The following is an 18,380-nucleotide window of genomic DNA, read 5'->3' as shown; positions in this document are numbered from 1 at the left end:
GCGAGGATGGCCGCAGCACCGAGTCGGGACGGTACGAAGGAGCGGCCATGAGCAGCAGCGCAGCACAGGGACAGAAGATCGCCTTCCTCGGCACCGGGAAGATCGGCGAGGCACTGCTCTCCGGCCTGCTGCGGGCCGGCAAGGACCCGGCGGACGTCATGGTCACCGCCCGGCGCCCGGAGCGCGCGGCCGAGCTGGCCTCGACGTACGGCGTCGGCGTGGTGACCAACGCGGAGGCCGCGAAGCTCGCCGACACCCTGATCCTCGCGGTGAAGCCGCAGGACATGGGCACCCTGCTGGAGGAACTCGCCCCGCACGTCGGCACCGACCGGCTGGTCATCTCGGCGGCGGCCGGCATCCCCACCCGCTGGTTCGAGGCACGGCTCGCGGTCGGCACCCCCGTCGTCCGGGTGATGCCCAACACGCCGGTGCTGGTGGACGAGGGCATGTCGGTGATCTCCGGCGGCTCGCACGCCACCGAGGCGCACCTGGAGCGCGCGGAGGAGATCTTCCGTTCGGTCGGCAAGGCCCTGCGACTGCCCGAGTCCCAGCAGGACGCGGCCACCGCGCTGTCCGGCTCCGGCCCGGCGTACTTCTACTTCCTGGTCGAGGCGATGACGGACGCGGGCATCCTGCTCGGCCTGCCCCGGCACGTCGCCCACGACCTGATCGTGCAGTCCGCGATCGGCGCGTCCGTGATGCTGCGCGACTCCGGCGAGCACCCGGTCAAGCTGCGGGAGGCCGTCACCTCGCCGGCCGGCACCACCATCGCGGCCATCCGCGAGCTGGAGAACCACGGTGTCCGGGCGGCCCTGCTCGGCGCCCTGGAGGCGGCCCGGGACCGTTCGCGGGAGCTGGCGTCCGGCGGCAAGTAGTCCGTGCCGCGGCGGCGGGCGGGCCCGGCAGTAGGCTCGCGGGTGTGAGCTACGACCTGGTGATCTTCGACAATGACGGCGTCCTCGTGGACAGCGAGCCGATCTCGAACCGGCTGCTCGCCGAGTACCTGACCGAGCTGGGCTTCCCGACCACCGTCGAGGACTCCTACCGGGACTACATGGGCACCGCGGCGCACCGGGTGCACGACGTGATCGGCGAACGGTACGGCGCGAAGCTCCCCGAGGGCTTCGACGAGCTGTTCCACGCCCGGGTCTTCGACGCCTTCGCGACCGAACTCACCGCCGTGCGCGGCGCGGAGCAGCTGCTGAAGGAGGTCGGGCAGCGCTCCGTGCCGTACTGCCTGGCCTCCTCCGCTCACCACTCCTGGATCCGCACCGCGCTGGACCTGACCGGCCTGCGCGGGTACTTCCCGGAGGAGCGGATCTTCAGCGCCCAGGACGTCGGCGTCGGCAAGCCCGCCCCCGACCTGTTCCTGCACGCCGCCCGCACCCTCGGCGTCGACCCGGCCCGCTGCCTGGTCGTGGAGGACAGTGTCAACGGCGTGCTGGCCGCCCGCGCGGCCGGCATGGACGTGTACGGGCACACCGCCCTCACCGACCCGGCGAAGCTCACCGCCGCCGGGGCCACCGGGCTGGTCGGCGAGCTGTCGGAGCTGTCCGTTCTGCTCTGAGGCTCCCGCGGGGACGGGGGCCGCCGGAGGCCGCCGTGATCCCGGGCCCGCGACCCCTCCCCAAAAACCCGCGCACCGCCTACGCTCTCGCCAACGTCGTCGTACCGGCCAGTAGTGAGGTCCCGCATGAGCACCGACCCGCCGGCCCGGCTGCGGCAGGCACGCGCCGCGCTGGCCGTGAGCTTCCTCCTGCAGGGCATCACCTTCGCCCTGCTGGTCACCTGCATCCCCGAGATCCAGGACCGGTACGGGCTGGACGACTCGCTGCTGCCGGTCTTCCTGGCCGCCGTGCCGGTGCTCGCCGGGGTCGGCTCGATCACGTCCGAGTGGCTGGTCAAGCGGACCAGCGCCCGCAGCGTGCTGCGGGTCGTCCAGCCGCTCCTCTGCCTCACCCTGGCCGCCGTCGGCCTGGGCGACACGCTCTGGCAGCTGGGACTGGTGCTCGGCTCATTCGGACTGCTGGTCGGCGCGCTCGACGCCAGCATGAACATGCTCGGGGTGGGCCTGCAGCACCGCTACGGGCGCTCGATCATGCTCGGCTTCCACGCCGCGTTCAGCCTGGGCGGCATCCTCGGCGCCGCCGTCGCCGGCCTCGGCTCGCACTACCACCTCAGCCTGTTCACCCTGTTCGGGACGGCCGCCGCCGTCCTGATCCCGCTGGCCGTCCTGGCCGGCACCCGGTTCGCCGGGCCGGCCGAGCTGGGCGACGCCGTCCGGGAGGCCAGCGAGGCCGCCGCCCGCTCCATCCCCTGGCGCCCGCTGCTGCCGCTCTGCCTGGCGATGGCCGTGGCGTACATCGCGGACGCCTCCGTCTCCAACTACAGCGTCAAGTACCTCACCGACGGGCTGGGCAGCCCGGACGACGTCGCCAAGCTCTCCTACCTCGGGTACATGGTCGCGATGCTGCTCGGCCGGACCCTCGGCGACCGGGCCGTGCAGCGCTGGGGCGCCGTGCCGGTGGTGCGCGGCGGCGCCGCGGTGGCGGCCCTCGGCTTCGCGCTCGCCGCCGCGGCGCCCGGCCCGTGGGCGGGCATCGCCGGTTTCACCGTCCTCGGGTTCGGGATCTGCGCGATCATCCCGCAGGTGTTCGCGGCCGGCGGGCGGCTCTTCCCGGACGACTCCGACGCGGCGGTGGCCCGGCTCAACCTGTTCAACTACGTCGGCTTCCTGATCGGCTCACCGCTGGTCGGGGCGATCGCCGACGCCAGCTCCTACCGCTGGGCACTGCTCGCGCCGATGCTGCTGGTCCTCGCGGTGATCCCGCTGGCCGGCCACTTCGCGCCGGCGCCGATCACGACCCGTACACCGGCGAAGGTGCTCTGACGGCCCGCCGGGCCCGCGGGCGGACCCTTACGACGCCCGCCGGGCCCCACCCACTACCGTGGAGGCCATGCCCGACGCCGAGCGTGAAACCCCCTGCGGCCTGCACCTCTTCTGGGACGAAGCCGTCACGAGCTACGACTTCGGCCCCGGCCACCCGATGGACCCGACCCGGCTGGCCCTCACCATGCGGCTGGCCGAGTCGCTGGGGCTGACCACCGGACCGGGCGTGACGGTGCGGGCCGCGGCCGCCGCCGGGGACTCCACCCTCGGTCTGGTGCACACCCGCGAGTACGTCGAGGCGGTCAAGTACGCCGCCGCGCACCCGGACGAGCGGGACGCCCGGCACGGTCTCGGCACCGAGGACAACTGGTCCTTCCCCGCCCTGCACTCGGCCTCCGCACTGATCGCCGGCCAGTCGGTGGCGGCCGCCGAGGCGGTCTGGCGGGCCGAGACCCCGCATGCGGTGAACTTCGCCGGCGGGCTGCACCACGCCATGCCCGGCCAGGCGTCCGGCTTCTGCGTCTACAACGACGCCTCCCTCGCGGTCGCCCGGCTGCTGGAGCTCGGCGCCGAGCGGGTCGCCTACGTCGACGTGGACGTGCACCACGGGGACGGCGTCCAGCAGGCCTTCTGGGACGACCCGCGGGTGCTCACGATCTCGCTGCACGAGCACCCCGCCACGATCTTCCCGCAGACCGGCTGGTCCAGCGAGACCGGCGGGCCGGCCGCGCCGGGCAGCGCCGCCAACCTGCCGGTGCCGGCCGGCACCGGCGACGCCGGCTGGCTGCGCGCCTTCCACGCCCTGGTGCCGGACCTGCTGGCGGCCTTCCGCCCCCAGGTGCTGGTGAGCCAGCACGGCGCCGACACCCACGTCGAGGACCCGCTGGCGCACCTCGCCGTCTCCCTGGACGCCCAGCGGCACGTCGCCGAGCAGCTGCACGAACTGGCCCACCGGCACGCAGACGGGCGCTGGGTCGCCCTCGGCGGGGGCGGCTACGCCGTGGTCGACGTCGTGCCCCGGGCCTGGACCCACCTGGTCGCCACCGCTGCCGGCCGGCCGGTCGACCCGGCCGCCGAGACGCCGGCGGACTGGCGCGCCGAGGTCTACCGCCGGACCAGGCAGCAGGGCCCGCTGCGGATGACCGACGGCGCCGACACCGGCTGGCGGGACTTCGAGGGCGGCTACGACCCCGCCGACCGGCTCGACCAGGCGATCCTCGCCGCCCGCAAGGCGGTGTTCCCGCACCACGGGCTGCTGCCCTGAGCCGCCCCGGCGGCGCCCCCGGCCGCCCGCCCGGCCCGTGGGCCCGCCGAAGGGGCCAGGGGGCGCTCACGACGGCGTACAGGCGCGTACGGCGAGGCTCCGGTGCTCCTCGCGCGCGCTCCGTGCTTCCGTGCGCCTTTTGCCGGACCGGACCCTCCCAGCAGACTCGACCGCACCGGCCGCCGCCGCCCGGCCGCACCGCCGACGGCCGCCCGGGGCCCCCGGGCCGGGGCGCACGCCCTTGCGGGGCAGCTGTCCTGCGTGCACGGCCGGTCGACGGCGCTGACCGGACCGGCTGCGCCAGACCGCCGATCGACTACGTACTGCAACGGGGGGATCTCGCACCGTACGAGTCGGGCGCTTCCCCCTCTTCCCACTGGTACCACCCTTAACTACTCTGGGGATACACGTGTGCCGGTGGAGTCACCGGAGGGGAAGCCGGTGCCTTGCACACGGGTAAGGGTCGGGTGAGGTCATGAGTTCCGGCGAACGCCCCCTGCAGGAGGTCGTCTTCCTGACCGTGGCAGAGGTTGCCTCGGTCATGCGGGTGTCCAAGATGACGGTGTACCGGCTGGTGCACAGCGGAGAACTGCCGGCCATCCGGGTCGGCCGTTCCTTCCGGGTGCCCCAGCAGGCGGTCCACGAGTACCTCAAGGAGTCCTACGTGCGGCTCGAAAGCGCGTAGCCGGCAACCGGTGGGCGGGCCCGCAGCCAGCGGGTCCCGCGCCCGTTTGCCGCAGATTTCCCGCAAGTTTCCCGGTCGCCGGGAGCGCGATTACGGTGCGGGCCGCGCGGAAGGTAGGCTAGGCCCTCCGTCAGTCGTATGGACTCCGTCTCACACGGACGAGAGTCTCAGTGAGCGAGGGTTGTTCCGTGGGCTCTGTCATCAAGAAGCGTCGCAAGCGTATGGCCAAGAAGAAGCACCGCAAGCTTCTGAAGCGGACTCGCGTTCAGCGTCGCAACAAGAAGTAAGCCCTACGGCCGCGCACTGCCGGCCTGGAGCTTTCCTGCCCGCCCCGGCCCTCACGGCCGGGGCGGGCAGTGCCATCTCCGGCCCCGGCGGGCCGGGACCGGGGCCGCCCGGCAACACCGCCCGATTCGGTGCGCGCGGGGACACCCGCCCGCAACCCGGGCGCGATACGGTGCACGCAGATGAGGGCAGGTCGGCCGAGGAGGACGCGAACACCGTGGGCAAGGTCGTGCTCGTCACCGGCGTGGCACGGCACCTGGGTGCCCGCTTCGTCGCCGACATCCGTCGCCGTCCCGACATCGACCTGGTGGTCGGGGTCGACGTCCAGCCGCCCCGCGACCCGGTGGCCGAACCCGAGGGTCCGGCGGCCGGCTACCGCTTCGAGAAGCTCGACCTGCGGCGCCCCGCCGTCGCCCGGGTCATCGCCGAGCACCAGGTCGACACCGTCGTCCACCTCAACGTCAGCGCCACCGGGCTGGGCCCGGCCGGCCGCAGCGCCGTCAAGGAGTCCAACGTCATCGGCACCATGCAGCTGCTGGGTGCCTGCCAGAAGGCGCCCGGCCTGCGCCGCCTGGTGGTGAAGTCGACCACCGGCGTGTACGGCTCCGCGCCGCGCGACCCGGCGGTCTTCGGCGAGCGGATGCAGCCCAAGAACCTGCCGAGCGGCGGCTTCGCCAAGGACGCCGCCGAGGTCGAGGGCTACGTCCGCGGCTTCGCCCGCCGCCGCCCGGACGTCGCCGTCACCGTGCTCCGCTTCGCCAACATCGTCGGCCCGGTGGGGGACACCCCGCTCTGCGAGTACTTCACCCTGCCGGTGCTGCCGACCGTCCTCGGCCACGACCCGCGCCTGCAGTTCGTCCACGAGGACGACGTGATCGAGGTGCTCTGCCGCTCCGCCGTCGAGCCCGTCCGCGGCACCAGCAACGCCGGCACCTTCAACGTCGCGGGGGAGGGCGTGCTGCTGCTCTCCCAGTGCGCCCGCCGGCTCGGCCGGCCCACCGTGCCGATGCTGCAGCCGGTGATCGGCTGGGTGGCCGGGCTGGTCCGGCAGACCCGGCTCGCCGACTTCTCGCCGGAGCAGCTGCGGCTGCTGACGCACGGCCGGGTGGTGGACACCACCCGGCTGCGCGAAACCTTCGGGTACCAGCCGCGGTTCACCACGGCGGAGGCCTTCGGCGACTTCGCCGCCGCGCAGAGCGCCGGACTGCTGCCGCCGGAGCGCCTGACCGCCGTCACCGACCGCCTCACCGGGCTGCTCGGGCCCGAGGGCGCCGCGTTCCGCCACCCGGCCCACCCGACCCGTCCCACACAGGAGCTGAACCCGCGATGAGTGCCGCGAGGGAGTACGCCGCCGGCGAGGCCAAGGTCATTCCGATCGAGTCCGCGCCGAGCTGGAGCGACGCCCCGGAGGCGGGCCTCGCCGACCGGCTGGCCGACGCCGTCGGCGGCGCGCTGGCGGGCCGGCTCGGCCCGGCGGCCACCAAACTGTTCGGCAAGGGCTGGGAGGAGCGGGCCGCCGGCGGCCTCTCCTTCCTGCGCCGCCGGATCACCGGCGACTACGAGGTGGACGAGTTCGGTTTCGACCGGGAGCTGACCGAGGCGGTCTTCCTCTCGCTGCTGCGTCCGCTCGCCGACAAGTACTTCCGGGTCGAGGTGCGCGGGATCGAGAACATCCCCGCCGAGGGCGGCGTGCTGATCGTCGCCAACCACTCGGGGACGATCCCGCTGGACGCCCTGATGACCCAGGTCGCGATCCACGACCACCACCCGCAGCGCCGCCACCTGCGGATGCTCGCCGCCGACCTGGTGTTCGTGCTGCCGGGCGTCAACGAGGTGGCCCGCAAGGCCGGGCACACCCTGGCCTGCAACGAGGACGCCCAGGCGCTGCTGGAGCGCGGCGAGGTGGTGGGCGTCTGGCCGGAGGGCTTCAAGGGCATCGGCAAGCCCTTCGCCGACCGCTACAAGCTGCAGCGGTTCGGCCGCGGCGGTTTCGTGGCCTCCGCGCTGCGGGCCCAGGTGCCGATCGTGCCCTGCTCGATCGTCGGGGCCGAGGAGACCTACCCGATGATCGGCAACGCCAAGACGCTGGCCAGACTTCTGGGCCTGCCGTACGTGCCGATCACGCCGACCTTCCCGTGGCTGGGGCCGCTCGGCGCGATCCCGCTGCCGACCAAGTGGACGATCCAGTTCGGCGAGCCGATCGCCACCGACAGCCACCCGCCGGAGGCGGCGGACGACCCGATGCTGGTCTTCGACCTGACCGACGAGGTCCGCGAGACCATCCAGCACACCCTCTACAAGCTGCTGGTGCAACGGCGTTCGGTCTTCTTCTGACGGCCGCAGGCACCGGCGGACAGTACGACAGTGAGGGGCCCGGGCGGTTGCCCGGGCCCCTCACCGCTGTTGCTCGCGCCTGCTGACGCCCGCGCCCGGTCAGCCCAGCTTCAGCCCCGGCAGCAGGCCGGGGATGAGCGGCGGGATGTCCAGACCCGGCTGGCTGCTCGGAGCGTTGCTCGCCGCGCCGGTGGGCGCCGCGGTGGAGCCGCCCGGGGTGGCGTCCGGGCTCGGCGAGGGGTGCGCGCCGGTGATGCCGTTGGCCAGGCCGTCGACCAGCCCGCCGACCGCCGCCGGGGGGTTGCCCGGCGTCGCGCTCGGCGCGCCGGAGCCACTCGCGGAGGCCCCTGCCGAGGGCGCCCTGCCCGCGGTGCCCGGCTTCGCGCCGCCGGTGCCGCCGGCCGGGTCGCCGCCGGTCTGCCCGCTGCCGGACGGGCCGCCCGCGTGCTCGCCGCCGCCCGCCCCGCTGCCGTCGGCCGTACCGCCCTGGGCGGCCGGCTCCACGAGGCGCAGGGGCGCGACGTCCTCGCTTATGTCGTCGAAGAGCCGGTCGACCCGGCCGGCCTCCTGGGTGAGCTGGACCGGGAGCCGGCCCTGCAGCTCCGACCAGCGGCCGTCCTCGTCCTCGGCGAACCCGGCCAGCATCCGCATCGGCTCCAGCGAGCCGTTGCTGCGGTAGACGGACCTCAGCAGCTCGCGGCCCTTGATGGCCTCGGCGTGCATGTCGGCGAGCGCCCGGCGCACCTGCTCGACGGTGTCCGGGTTCAGCGCGGACGGTGAACCGGCCCGCCCCAGCAGCCCCTTGGCCTCGCCGAGCCGGGTCGAGGCCTGGTCCAGCAGCAGCGCGCCGCGCTCGCTGTCGGAGCCCGCGAAGTCCAGCTGGAGCCCCTCCAGTCCGCGCTTCATCCCGTAGAGGGTGTCCCCCGGCAGGGCGTTGGTGCTCGCCGCGGCGGCGCCGGCGAGACTGCCGACGGCGATGCCGGCGACCAGCCCGCCGATCGCGAACCTGCGGCTCCAGCGGCCGCGCGGGACGGCCCGGTGGGCCCGGCTCCTGCGTTGCGCGGGCACGGTGACGCCGGCGCCGCCGGCGAACGCCTGCTCGAACGCGGCCATCAGCTGGGCGCGTTGGACCGTTCGGACCTCCGGGTCCAGCTCCGGGCCCGGCAGTGCGCCGAGCGAGTCGGCCATGCCGAGCAGGACGGCCGTCGTGTCCCCGCGGTCAGCGGTGGCCTCCGCGGGCCGCGCGGCGTCCCGGTGCTCTACCTGGTGGGCCTCCAGCGCCTCGGCGAAGGCCTTCGCCCGCCGGTGCTCCAGCACGTTTGCCGTCACGGGCCACACCTCCCTTCGTCGTTGTCGACACCCCGGCCGGCCGGACGGTTGCCTCGGCGGGCCAAAGCCACTCCATCGGGTGAGAGGTCGCGATCCGGCTTGACCGTACGCCTGGTGGAGGCTTGCACGCTGGCCAACGAGCGGCGCGGGCCGTCGGTTACGCACGACTGATCATCGGACCGACCGTTCACCCGCACGTGTCGGCCGGATGATGCCGGTGACGGGGGGCCGGATATCCGTCGGACCACTCCGCCGCTCACCGGGCGTCGGGGGGCAGCAGGCGGGCCAGGGTCCGCACCGCGCGGTACTGAAGGGTCTTGATGGCGCCCTCGTTCTTCCCCATGATGCGGGCCGTCTCGGCGACCGAGAGCCCCTGCAGGAACCGCAGGGTGACGCACTCCTGCTGCTGGGGGTTGAGCCGTCCGACCGCCTCCAGCAGGGCGGCGTTGGAGAGCCGCTCCAGGACGGAGTCCTCGGGGCTGCGCTCGCACTCGTTGGAGTCGAGCATCTCGCCGGTGGTGACCTCCAGCCGGAACCGGCTGGACTTGAAGTGGTCGGCCACCAGGTTGCGGGCGATGGTCACCAGCCAGGCGCCGAAGTCGCGGCCCTGCCAGGTGAAGGTGCCGATCCGGCGCAGCGCGCGCAGGAAGGTCTCGCTGGTGAGGTCCTCGGCGGTGGCCCGGCTGCCGACCCGGTAGTAGATGTAGCGGTAGACGGTGTCCGCGTAGTGGTCGTAGAGCCGCCCGAAGGCCTCGCTCTCACCGGCCTGGGCCCGTTCGACCAGCTCCATGATCGGGTTGTGCTCGGTCTCGAAGCCGGGGCTCGGGGCCGTCCGGGCCCGGCCGCGGCCGCCCGCGGTGGCCGGGCGGCCACGGGTGCCGGCCGGGCCGGTGGTGGTGGTCGTGCCGCCGGCCCCGGTCCCGCCGCCGGTGCCGCTGCTGCTGGTGCCGCCGGTGGTCGCGGTGGAGCGCAGCGCCACCCCGGGAGGGTGGGCGTGGCCGACCGCGAAGGCGGCCCCGGCGGGCACCAGCTGGGGAGTCGGCAGGAACTGGCTGCGGAGCAGGGTGCGCAACAGGTCCAGCCCGGTGGAGATCTGCCGGTCGGAGGCCTGCCGGACCCGGTTGGTGCGGGAGCGCAGGGGCGCGGGCGACGGGCGGGTGGGAGCAGGCGCGTCGTTCCGGACGGGTGGGTACACGGGACTCCCAGAGGCAGAACTGTGGACGGATCACCTCCGCCTGCGCGGAGAGCACCCCCCACCCCCGTCCTGAGGACGCACGGGGAGGCGTGCATCCAGGAGAGAATAACGCTTTGTGCAATGACAGCTACACCCTGTTGCCGAAGTGGTCGTTTGGGACCCGCTCCGTGTGCATCTGCGGCTGATACTGACCGGAGCTGTCGTCATTCGCCCGGCTCAACGTGACCGAATGACAGCGCTCGGTGACAACTTTCGCGGTGTGACCGGCGGTTTCCCCGAGTTCGAGCCCGGCAACCCCAGACTTTCGGGTGCTGTCGAACGATCAGATCCGGTCATCCGGTGGCAGGTTCGCAATCGGGCGGCCCGGCCGGTCCGGCGGGGTCGGGAGTTCGCTCGTACGAGGCCCGGGCCGGCCGCCCGATTGACGCCGGAGCCCGGGCCGGCCGCCCGATTGACGCCGGAGCCCGGGCCGGGCGGGACGCCCGGCGGCCGTTCCGGCGCAGCCCGGTCCCGAGGTCAGGCGGTACGGCGGCGGTGCACGGCGACGCCGGCCGCGGTGGCCCCGGCGACCACGCCGAGCGCGGCTGCGGCCGGGATGCCCACCCGGGCGGCCTTGCGGCCGGTCCGGAAGTCGCGCACCCGCCAGCCCATCGCCCGGGCGTGCCGGCGCAGCGCGCCGTCCGGGTTCACCACGTACGGGTGGCCGACCAGCGAGAGCATCGGGATGTCGTTCGCCGAGTCGCTGTACGCGGCGCAGCGGTCGAGGTCGAGCCGCTCGCGGCGGGCCAGCGAGCGGACGGCGGCCGCCTTCGCCGGGCCGTGCAGCAGCTCCCCGACCAGCCGGCCGGTGTAGTAGCCGTCGGTGGCCTCGGCCACCGTGCCGAGGGCGCCGGTCATGCCGAGCCGGCGGGCGATGATCCGGGCCACCTCCTGCGGGGCGGCGGTGACCAGCCAGACCCGCTGGCCGGCGTCCAGGTGCATCTGGACCAGGGCCCGGGTCCCCGGCCAGATCTTCTCGGCGATGACCTCCTCGAAGATCTGCTCGCAGATCTCCTCCAGGTCGGCGGTCCGCTTGCCGGCCACCAGCCCGAGCGCGGTGTGCTGGGCGTCGGCCATGTGGCCCGGGTCCTCGGTGCCGTGCAGCCGGAACCAGGCCTGCTGCCAGCCGAAGCGGGCCACGTCGCGCCGGGTGAAGAACCGCCGGCGGTAGAGGCCGATCCCCAGGTAGAAGATCGCCGCGCCGCGCAGGATGGTGTTGTCGCAGTCGAAGAAGGCGGCGGCGCGCGGGTCGTCCGGGTCCGGCGTGTGGTTCTCGGCCGGCGGCCTGGGCGCCTTGGCGGGCCTCTTGGTGGGCGCCGCGTCCGTCCCGTGCGCCTCGTCCGTCCCGGGCGCCCCGTCGGTCCTGTCCGTCTCGACGCCCGTGTCCGTCTCGGCAGCCGTCTGCGCCTCGGCGCCCGCGGGGACCGCCCGGGTCCGGGCGGTGCCGGCCGCGGGGGTGCCGGAGGGGCCGGCGGGGATGTCCGGCAGGGGCGCCGGCGTCGCGCGCAGGGCGGCCTCCGCCGCCTCGGCGGCGGCCTCGCCCGCCAGCGCGGTCCGCTCGGTGGGGGTACGCCTCGCCTGGGTGAGCCTTCGCAGCACGGCCATGGCACCGAGCATAGCCAGGACGCGGGGCTCCGCCTGTGACTACGGCGTGCAGGCACCGTTAACAGCCAGGTGCGGACCGGTCCGCCGCCGCCTGCGGCGACCGGGTGCACCGGAGTCCGGACGGTCCCTCGGAACGGTCCCTCGGACGGGGGACCGCCGCGGCGACGTCCGGGGCCCGGCGCCGGGGCCGGCCCGGGCTCCGGCGGCGCTGGAGCACAATGGGCCGGGTGAGCCCACTGCTGCGACGCGACAAGAACTCGAACCCGGCCGACCGCACCGTGACCCTGGTCGGCAAGCCGGGCTGCCACCTCTGCGACGACGCCCGCGAGGTGATCGTCCGGGTGACCGGCGAGACCGGTGCCGCCTTCGAGGAGAAGGACATCACCCAGGACGAGGAGCTGTACCGCAAGTACTGGGAGCAGATCCCGGTGACCCTGATCGACGGCCGCCAGCACGACTTCTGGCGGGTCGACGAGCGCCGGCTGCGGGCGGCCCTGGGCGCCTGAGCGGAGCCTTCCGGCCGGCCGGCGGCCTGGTCCCGGCCGTCCGCACCCGCGAGGCGGGCCGGCCGGTCGCCGTGCCGTGGCCCGGGCCGGCCGGCCCCGGGGGCGGTCCGCCGGTCGGGCCGGCGCCCGGTCGGGCCTCGGTCGGGCTGCGGTCGGGCTGCGGTCGCGGCCCGGGACGGCCGTAGGTGTGGCGAAGATTTCCCTGCAGGCGGCTGTCCATCGGCCGCGTGGTCGGCTTACGATCTAACCCGTTTCGCCAGGGGGGGCCTGCCGCAGACGCCGAGGGGGTTGACCGCAGAGGAGAGCAGTCATGCTTCCCGGCCGAACCCCCGGGCCGGCGTCCGCCAGCGAGGGCTTCGCCGTGGTCGACGTGGAGACCACCGGGCGCAGTCCGTGGCGCCATCGCGTGGTCGAGGTCGCCGTGGTGCTGCTGGACGGCCGGCTGCGGACCGAGGCCGAGTTCTCCACCCTGCTCGACCCGCTGGGCCCGGTCGGCCCGACCCATGTGCACCGGATCGCCCAGGCCGACGTGGCCGGCGCCCCGCGCTTCCGCGAGGTCGCCCCGCACCTGCTGGAGCTGCTGGCCGGACGGGTCCTGGTCGGCCACCACGTGACCTGCGACCGCGCCTTCCTCGATCGTGAGTTCGCCCGGATCGGGGTGGCCTGGCCCGCCGTGCCGCTGCTCTGCACCATGCGCCTCGCCCGGGCCCACCTGCCGGAGGCGGGCGGCTACGGCCTGGCGGCCTGCGCCGAGGCGGCCGGGCTGGGCCGGTACCCGGCGCACACCGCGCTCGGCGACGCCCGGGTCACCGCCGAGCTGCTGCGGCACTGCATACACGTCCGTTCCTGCCCGCCGGCCGACTGGGCCGAGCCGCTGCGCGAGGCCGCGCGGGTGCCCTGGCCCAGGCTCGCGCGGGCGCGCTCCCGGGCGGACGGGGAGCCCGTCCCGTCGCTCCGGCGAGAGGCTCCGTACGGCCCCCGGCCACTCGGTGTGCAGCCCCCGGCGGTGGCGCGCGAGGACTCCGGTGCTATGGGATTCCCGGCGTGATGCGCGTCACTGTTCATGGACAAATCGGACACCATCTTTGTGCACACGTTCACAAACGCATAGCCTGGCTGCCTAAGCCCAGCTTCACCCACAGGAGCACCGTGGCAATCGGCCGATCACCACAGAGCAGTTCGCAGACGCCCGACCAGGGCGCCGCGCGCCGACCCTCGCGTGCCCGGGGAATCCCGGAGGCGACAGTCGCCCGCCTCCCGCTGTACCTGCGGGCGCTGACCGCGCTCTCCGAGCGCTCGGTGCCCACGGTCTCCTCCGAGGAGCTGGCGGCCGCCGCGGGCGTGAACTCCGCGAAGCTGCGCAAGGACTTCTCCTACCTCGGCTCGTACGGCACCCGCGGTGTCGGCTACGACGTCGAGTACCTCGTCTACCAGATCTCCCGCGAGCTCGGCCTGACCCAGGACTGGCCCGTGGTGATCGTCGGCATCGGGAACCTCGGCCACGCGCTCGCCAACTACGGCGGCTTCGCGTCCCGCGGCTTCCGGGTGGCGGCCCTGCTGGACGCCGACCCGGCCGTGGTCGGCAGCAGCGCGGCCGGCCTGCCGGTGCGCCACATGGACGAGCTGGAGGAGATCGTGGAGACGCAGGCCGTCTCCATCGGCGTCATCACCACCCCGCCCGGCGCCGCCCAGCAGGTCTGCGACCGGCTGGTCGAGGCTGGCGTCACCAGCATCCTCAACTTCGCGCCCACCGTGCTGACCGTCCCGGACGGCGTGGACGTGCGCAAGGTCGATCTGTCCATAGAGCTTCAGATCCTGGCCTTCCACGAGCAGCGCAAGGCCGGCGAGGAGCCCGACCGGGGCGAGTCCGTGCTGGACCGCGCCCCCGGTCCGGTCCGGGCCGCGGCCGCCAAGCTGCGCCGGGCCGCCGGCGCGAGCGCCAAGCGGACCGACGCCAAGGCCGAGGCCGAGCCGGTCAAGGGCGGCCCCGGCCAGGGCCCCGAGGGCGACCTCTCCGCGGTGATGCCGGCATGAGTGAGCGAATCCGTCCGGGCAGGGGGCTGGCATGAGTCTGCTCGTCGTAGGGCTGAGCCACCGCACGGCCCCCGTCGGGGTGCTGGAGCGCGCCGCGCTGACCGGTGACGTCCCGACCCGGCTGCTGCACGACGCCGCCGCCACGGCGACCGTCGCCGAGGCCGCGCTGCTCAACACCTGCAACCGGATCGAGCTGTACGCGGACGTGGACAAGTTCCACGCCGGCGTCGCCGAGCTGTCCCTCCTGCTCGCCCACCACAGTGGCGTCGACCTGGAGGAACTCACCTCGCACCTCTACGTCCACTACGAGGACCGGGCCGTCCACCACCTCTTCTCGGTGGCCTGCGGCCTGGACTCGATGGTCGTCGGCGAGGGCCAGATCCTCGGCCAGCTCCGCGACGCGCTCGCGCGCGCGCAGGAGGAGCACACCGCCGGACGCGACCTCAACGAGCTGTTCCAGCAGGCCCTGCGGGTCGGCAAGCGGGCGCACAGCGAGACCGGGATCGACAAGGCCGGCCAGTCGCTGGTCACCTTCGGCCTGGAGCAGATCGCCGCGGGCGCCGGGGCGATCGCCGGCAAGCGGGCCCTGGTGGTCGGCGCGGGCTCGATGAGCTCGCTGGCCGCCGCCACGCTGCTGCGCAGCGGGGTGAGCGAACTGTTGATCGCCAACCGCACGCCCGAGCGGGCCGAGCGGCTGGTCGCCAACCTCGGCGGCGGCAACGTCCGCACCGTCGACCTGGCCAAGGTGCCCGAGGCGCTGGCCGACGTCGACCTGGTGATCTCCTGCACCGGCGCGGCCGGCGTGGTGATCGGGGCCGCGGACGTCGCGGCCGCGGTCGCGGCCCGGGCCGGCGCAACGCCGCTGGCCTTCCTCGACCTCGCCATGCCGCGGGACGTCGACCACGCCGTGCACGAGCTGCCCGGCGCCCTGCTGGTCGACCTGGAGAGCCTCTCGCACGCCCACGCCGCCACCCCCGGCGCGGGCGACGTGGACGCCGTCAGCGGCATCGTCGCCGACGAGGTGGCCGCGTTCGGCGCCGCCCAGCGCGCCGCCCGGATCGCCCCGACCGTCGTCGCGCTGCGCGCGATGGCCTCCGAGGTGGTGCTCGCCGAGCTCGGCCGGCTGGACTCCCGGCTGCCCGACCTGGACGAGCGCTCCCGCGCCGAGATCACCCAGACCGTCCGCCGCGTCGTCGACAAGCTGCTGCACGCGCCCACCGTGCGGGTGAAGCAGCTCGCCGCCGAACCCGGCGGCGCCTCCTACGCGGACGCCCTGCGCGAGCTGTTCGACCTCGACCCGGCGGCCGTGCACGCGGTCTCCGGTCCGCCGGTCGGCGCCCAGAGCACCGCGCAGGTGGGCCCGCAGGCCCAGGGCCCGCAGACCAACCGTCCGCAGAACCCGGGCCCGGCCCGGCCCGCCAACGGCAGCCTCACGGGCGAGGCCGCCAGATGAACCGTCAGCCATCCCACGAGTACCACCGGGACGATCGCCTCATGAATGGTCAACCGCTCACCGACCAGGCCGCGCCGCTGCGGCTCGGCACCCGCCGCAGCGCGCTGGCCATGGCGCAGTCGGGCATGGTCGCCCGCGAGGTGACCCGGGTCACCGGACGCCCCGTCGAACTGGTGGAGATCACCACGTACGGCGACGTCTCGCGCGAGGCCCTCGCGCAGATCGGCGGCACCGGCGTCTTCGTGTCCGCCCTGCGCGACGCCTTGCTGGAGGGCCGGATCGACTTCGCCGTGCACTCCCTCAAGGACCTTCCCACCGCCGCCCCCGAGGGACTGGTGCTGGCCGCCGTCCCCGAGCGCGAGGACGTCCGCGACGCCCTCGTCTCGCAGGAGGGCCTCGGCCTGGAGGAGCTGACGGAGAAGCTGGCCGGCGCCGGCCGCGAGACCCGGATCGGCACCGGCTCCCCGCGCCGCGCCGCGCAGCTGAACGCCTGGGCCGCCGCCCGCGGCGCCTCGGTCGTGACCACCCCCATACGCGGCAACGTCGACACCCGGATCGGCTTCGTCGCCTCCGGCGAGCTCGACGCGGTGGTCCTCGCCGCGGCCGGTCTCAACCGGCTCGGCCGGGCCGACGAGATCAGCCGGCACCTCGACCCCGAGCTGATGCTCCCGGCCCCCGGCCAGGGCGCCCTCGCCATCGAGTGCACCGACGCGGACACGGCGCTCGCCGCCGCGCTCGCCGCCCTGGACCACGCCCCCACCCGGGTCGCCGTGACCGCCGAGCGCGCCCTGCTGGCCGCCCTCGAAGCCGGTTGCTCCGCCCCGGTCGGCGCCCTCGCCACCTGGCATCCCCAGGACGGGGACGGCCCCCCAGAACTGCAGCTGGAAGGCGTGGTCGGCACCGTCGACGGCGCCACGCTGCTGAAGATGTCCGCCAATGGTCCGCTCGTCCTCGACGAGACGGCCGAGCAGCAGGCGCAGGCCCTCGGCCACGCCCTCGCCGCCCGGCTGCTCGCCGCGGGCGCGTCCACTCTGATGGGGGAGCGAGCCCGATGAGCCCCACCGCTGCCACCGACACCCCCCTCCCGGGCGAGAGCCCGTTCCCGGCCGGGTCCGCTCCTTCGGGGCGTTGCACCTTCCTGGGCGCGGGCCCCGGGGACCCGGGACTGCTGACCCTGCGCGCCGTCGAGGTGCTGGCCTCGGCCGACATCCTGGTCGCCGACCCGCTGACCGCCGCCGCGGTCCGCAGCCACTGTCCGGCCGGTGTGCAGGTGCACACCCCCGCGGCGCCGGGCGCCGAGGACCAGGACGGCACCTTCGACCTGCCCCGGCTCGTGGCCGAGGCCGTCCGGGCCGGCAAGCACGTGGTCCGCACGGTCGACGGCGATCCGGGCCTGGACGGCTTCGCGGCCGAGGAGATGCTCTCCTGCGCCCGCTCGGCGATCCCGTTCGAGGTGATCCCGGGCGTGGCCCAGTCCGTCGGCGTGCCCGCCTACGCGGGTGTGCCGCTGCGCGGCAGCAACGGCACCGACGTCCGCTTCGTGGACGGCGCCGCCCTGCTGGCCGGCGGCCCGGTCGACCTCGGCGCGCCGGAGACCACCCTGGTGGTGCGCACCACGCTCGGTCAGCTGCCCGCCACCGCCAACGCGCTGGTGGCCAACGGCCGCAAGCCGGACTCCGCGTTCTGCGCGACGCTGTCCGGCACCACCACCCGCCAGCGCAGCTTCACGGCCACGCTGGCGACCATCGCCGCCGACCTGAAGGCCGCCCGGGTGCTGCCCTCGCCGGTCTCGGCGCCGGTCGACACCGCGACCTCGGTGATAGCCGTGGTCGGGGAGCAGGTCGCGCACCGCTCCTCGCACTCCTGGTTCGAGACCAAGCCGCTGTTCGGCTGGAACGTCCTGGTGCCGCGGACCAAGGAGCAGGCCACCGGCCTCTCCGACCAGCTGCGCTCGTACGGCGCGGTGCCGCAGGAGGTGCCCACCATCGCGGTGGAGCCGCCGCGCACCCCGCAGCAGATGGAGCGGGCGATCAAGGGCCTGGTGACCGGCCGCTACGAGTGGATCGCGTTCACCTCGGTCAACGCGGTGCGCGCGGTGCGCGAGAAGTTCGAGGAGTACGGGCTGGACGCCCGGGCCTTCGCCGGCATCAAGGTGGCGGCGGTCGGCGAGACCACCGCGCAGGCGCTGGTCGACTTCGGCGTGAAGCCCGACCTGGTGCCCTCCGGCGAGCAGTCCGCCGCCGGGCTGCTGGAGGACTGGCCGCCGTACGACCCGGTCTTCGACCCGATCGACCGGGTGCTGCTGCCCCGTGCCGACATCGCCACCGAGACCCTGGTGGCGGGCCTGGTCGAGCTGGGCTGGGAGGTCGACGACGTGACCGCCTACCGCACGGTGCGCGCCTCGCCGCCGCCGGCCGAGACCCGCGAGGCGATCAAGGGCGGCGGTTTCGACGCGGTGCTCTTCACCTCGTCCTCGACCGTGCGCAACCTGGTCGGCATCGCCGGCAAGCCGCACAACGTGACCGTGATCGCCTGCATCGGCCCGGCCACCGCGAAGACCGCCGAGGAGCACGGCCTGCGGGTCGACGTGATGGCCCCCGCGCCGTCCGCCGCCGCGCTGGCCCAGGCCCTGGCGGACTTCGGCGCCCGCCGCCGGGACACCGCCACGGCGGCCGGCGAGCCGGTCTACCGGCCCAGCGAGCGCCGCCCGGGCTCGCGCCGCAAGGCCCGCTGAGAATCCCGTCGGGGGAGGCCGGGCGGC

The 18,380-nt window shown here is 74.6% G+C and carries 16 protein-coding genes and 1 pseudogene; 14 read left to right on the top strand and 3 right to left on the bottom strand.

What is annotated here, in order from left to right:
- Window positions 1–47 precede the first annotated feature (47 nt).
- The 8 genes and pseudogenes from proC to J2S46_RS17910 all read left to right on the top strand — a co-directional run bounded on the left by proC (window position 48) and on the right by J2S46_RS17910 (window position 7,458).
- On the top strand, window positions 48–875 hold the full coding sequence (proC, locus tag J2S46_RS17945) for a pyrroline-5-carboxylate reductase (RefSeq protein ID WP_191288769.1): 828 nt from the start codon (window positions 48–50) through the stop codon (window positions 873–875).
- Window positions 876–919: 44 nt separating this feature from the next.
- Window positions 920–1,567, top strand: a complete 648-nt coding sequence (locus J2S46_RS17940) for an HAD family hydrolase (RefSeq protein ID WP_191288768.1) — start codon at window positions 920–922, stop codon at window positions 1,565–1,567.
- An 81-nt stretch (window positions 1,568–1,648) separates the two neighbouring features.
- Window positions 1,649–2,890 (top strand): annotated as a pseudogene (locus J2S46_RS17935) (MFS transporter); the annotation flags it as partial.
- A 67-nt stretch (window positions 2,891–2,957) separates the two neighbouring features.
- Window positions 2,958–4,154: an acetoin utilization protein AcuC gene (locus J2S46_RS17930; protein WP_191288766.1), complete on the top strand. Its 1,197-nt coding sequence runs from the start codon at window positions 2,958–2,960 to the stop codon at window positions 4,152–4,154.
- Window positions 4,155–4,629: 475 nt separating this feature from the next.
- Complete coding sequence (locus J2S46_RS17925) at window positions 4,630–4,839, top strand: helix-turn-helix domain-containing protein (protein ID WP_063351305.1); 210 nt, start codon at window positions 4,630–4,632, stop codon at window positions 4,837–4,839.
- Window positions 4,840–5,009: 170 nt separating this feature from the next.
- A complete protein-coding gene (locus J2S46_RS17920; protein ID WP_425311139.1) occupies window positions 5,010–5,126 on the top strand; it encodes a 30S ribosomal protein bS22 in 117 nt (38 codons plus the stop codon).
- A gap of 215 nt (window positions 5,127–5,341) precedes the next feature.
- Window positions 5,342–6,454 carry an NAD-dependent epimerase/dehydratase family protein gene (locus J2S46_RS17915; RefSeq protein WP_191289021.1) on the top strand — a complete coding sequence of 371 codons (1,113 nt, stop codon included), beginning with the start codon at window positions 5,342–5,344 and terminating at the stop codon, window positions 6,452–6,454.
- Window positions 6,451–7,458 (top strand): lysophospholipid acyltransferase family protein, encoded by a 1,008-nt coding sequence (locus J2S46_RS17910; protein WP_191288765.1) that lies wholly within the window; start codon window positions 6,451–6,453, stop codon window positions 7,456–7,458. The genes J2S46_RS17915 and J2S46_RS17910 overlap by 4 nt, the downstream gene beginning before the upstream one ends.
- 99 nt (window positions 7,459–7,557) lie before the next feature.
- Here J2S46_RS17910 and J2S46_RS17905 read toward each other — a convergent pair whose 3' ends face one another.
- From J2S46_RS17905 to J2S46_RS17895, 3 genes are all read right to left on the bottom strand, one after another.
- Entirely contained in the window at window positions 7,558–8,787 is a 1,230-nt protein-coding gene (locus tag J2S46_RS17905; RefSeq protein WP_191288764.1) for a DUF5667 domain-containing protein, read from the bottom strand.
- Window positions 8,788–9,043: 256 nt separating this feature from the next.
- Entirely contained in the window at window positions 9,044–9,925 is an 882-nt protein-coding gene (locus tag J2S46_RS17900) for an ECF subfamily RNA polymerase sigma factor, BldN family (RefSeq protein WP_370882318.1), read from the bottom strand.
- Between the two features lie 573 nt (window positions 9,926–10,498).
- On the bottom strand, window positions 10,499–11,626 hold the full coding sequence (locus J2S46_RS17895) for an HAD family hydrolase (protein WP_191288763.1): 1,128 nt from the start codon (window positions 11,624–11,626) through the stop codon (window positions 10,499–10,501).
- A gap of 218 nt (window positions 11,627–11,844) precedes the next feature.
- Between J2S46_RS17895 and J2S46_RS17890 the strand changes: the two genes are divergently transcribed.
- The 6 genes from J2S46_RS17890 (at window position 11,845) to J2S46_RS17865 (ending at window position 18,353) form a co-directional block, all read left to right on the top strand.
- Window positions 11,845–12,132, top strand: coding sequence for a glutaredoxin family protein (locus J2S46_RS17890; protein ID WP_191288762.1), 288 nt, complete (start codon window positions 11,845–11,847; stop codon window positions 12,130–12,132).
- 310 nt (window positions 12,133–12,442) lie between these two features.
- Window positions 12,443–13,180 carry a 3'-5' exonuclease gene (locus tag J2S46_RS17885; RefSeq protein WP_073924437.1) on the top strand — a complete coding sequence of 246 codons (738 nt, stop codon included), beginning with the start codon at window positions 12,443–12,445 and terminating at the stop codon, window positions 13,178–13,180.
- A gap of 101 nt (window positions 13,181–13,281) precedes the next feature.
- A complete protein-coding gene (locus J2S46_RS17880) occupies window positions 13,282–14,166 on the top strand; it encodes a redox-sensing transcriptional repressor Rex (RefSeq protein ID WP_191288761.1) in 885 nt (294 codons plus the stop codon).
- A gap of 31 nt (window positions 14,167–14,197) precedes the next feature.
- A complete protein-coding gene (locus tag J2S46_RS17875) occupies window positions 14,198–15,619 on the top strand; it encodes a glutamyl-tRNA reductase (RefSeq protein ID WP_191288760.1) in 1,422 nt (473 codons plus the stop codon).
- 41 nt (window positions 15,620–15,660) lie between these two features.
- Window positions 15,661–16,674 carry a hydroxymethylbilane synthase gene (gene hemC / locus J2S46_RS17870; RefSeq protein WP_191288759.1) on the top strand — a complete coding sequence of 338 codons (1,014 nt, stop codon included), beginning with the start codon at window positions 15,661–15,663 and terminating at the stop codon, window positions 16,672–16,674.
- Window positions 16,671–18,353 carry a bifunctional uroporphyrinogen-III C-methyltransferase/uroporphyrinogen-III synthase gene (locus tag J2S46_RS17865; protein WP_079197806.1) on the top strand — a complete coding sequence of 561 codons (1,683 nt, stop codon included), beginning with the start codon at window positions 16,671–16,673 and terminating at the stop codon, window positions 18,351–18,353. The genes hemC and J2S46_RS17865 overlap by 4 nt, the downstream gene beginning before the upstream one ends.
- Window positions 18,354–18,380 lie beyond the last annotated feature (27 nt).

The organism is Kitasatospora herbaricolor (genome assembly GCF_030813695.1).
GTDB classification, from domain to species: Bacteria; Actinomycetota; Actinomycetes; order Streptomycetales; family Streptomycetaceae; genus Kitasatospora; species Kitasatospora herbaricolor.
This window is presented reverse-complemented; position numbering and strand designations above follow the sequence as displayed.

Bases quoted from the DNA above. Each gene is read 5' to 3' on its own strand.
- J2S46_RS17865 (WP_079197806.1), top strand. From the start codon at position 16,671: ATGAGCCCCACCGCTGCCACCGACACCCCCCTCCCGGGCGAGAGCCCG.
- J2S46_RS17930 (WP_191288766.1), top strand. From the start codon at position 2,958: ATGCCCGACGCCGAGCGTGAAACCCCCTGCGGCCTGCACCTCTTCTGG.
- J2S46_RS17885 (WP_073924437.1), top strand. From the start codon at position 12,443: ATGCTTCCCGGCCGAACCCCCGGGCCGGCGTCCGCCAGCGAGGGCTTC.
- J2S46_RS17895 (WP_191288763.1), bottom strand. From the start codon at position 11,626: ATGGCCGTGCTGCGAAGGCTCACCCAGGCGAGGCGTACCCCCACCGAG.
- proC (WP_191288769.1), top strand. From the start codon at position 48: ATGAGCAGCAGCGCAGCACAGGGACAGAAGATCGCCTTCCTCGGCACC.
- J2S46_RS17910 (WP_191288765.1), top strand. From the start codon at position 6,451: ATGAGTGCCGCGAGGGAGTACGCCGCCGGCGAGGCCAAGGTCATTCCG.
- J2S46_RS17875 (WP_191288760.1), top strand. From the start codon at position 14,198: ATGAGTCTGCTCGTCGTAGGGCTGAGCCACCGCACGGCCCCCGTCGGG.
- J2S46_RS17890 (WP_191288762.1), top strand. From the start codon at position 11,845: ATGGGCCGGGTGAGCCCACTGCTGCGACGCGACAAGAACTCGAACCCG.
- hemC (WP_191288759.1), top strand. From the start codon at position 15,661: ATGAATGGTCAACCGCTCACCGACCAGGCCGCGCCGCTGCGGCTCGGC.
- J2S46_RS17925 (WP_063351305.1), top strand. From the start codon at position 4,630: ATGAGTTCCGGCGAACGCCCCCTGCAGGAGGTCGTCTTCCTGACCGTG.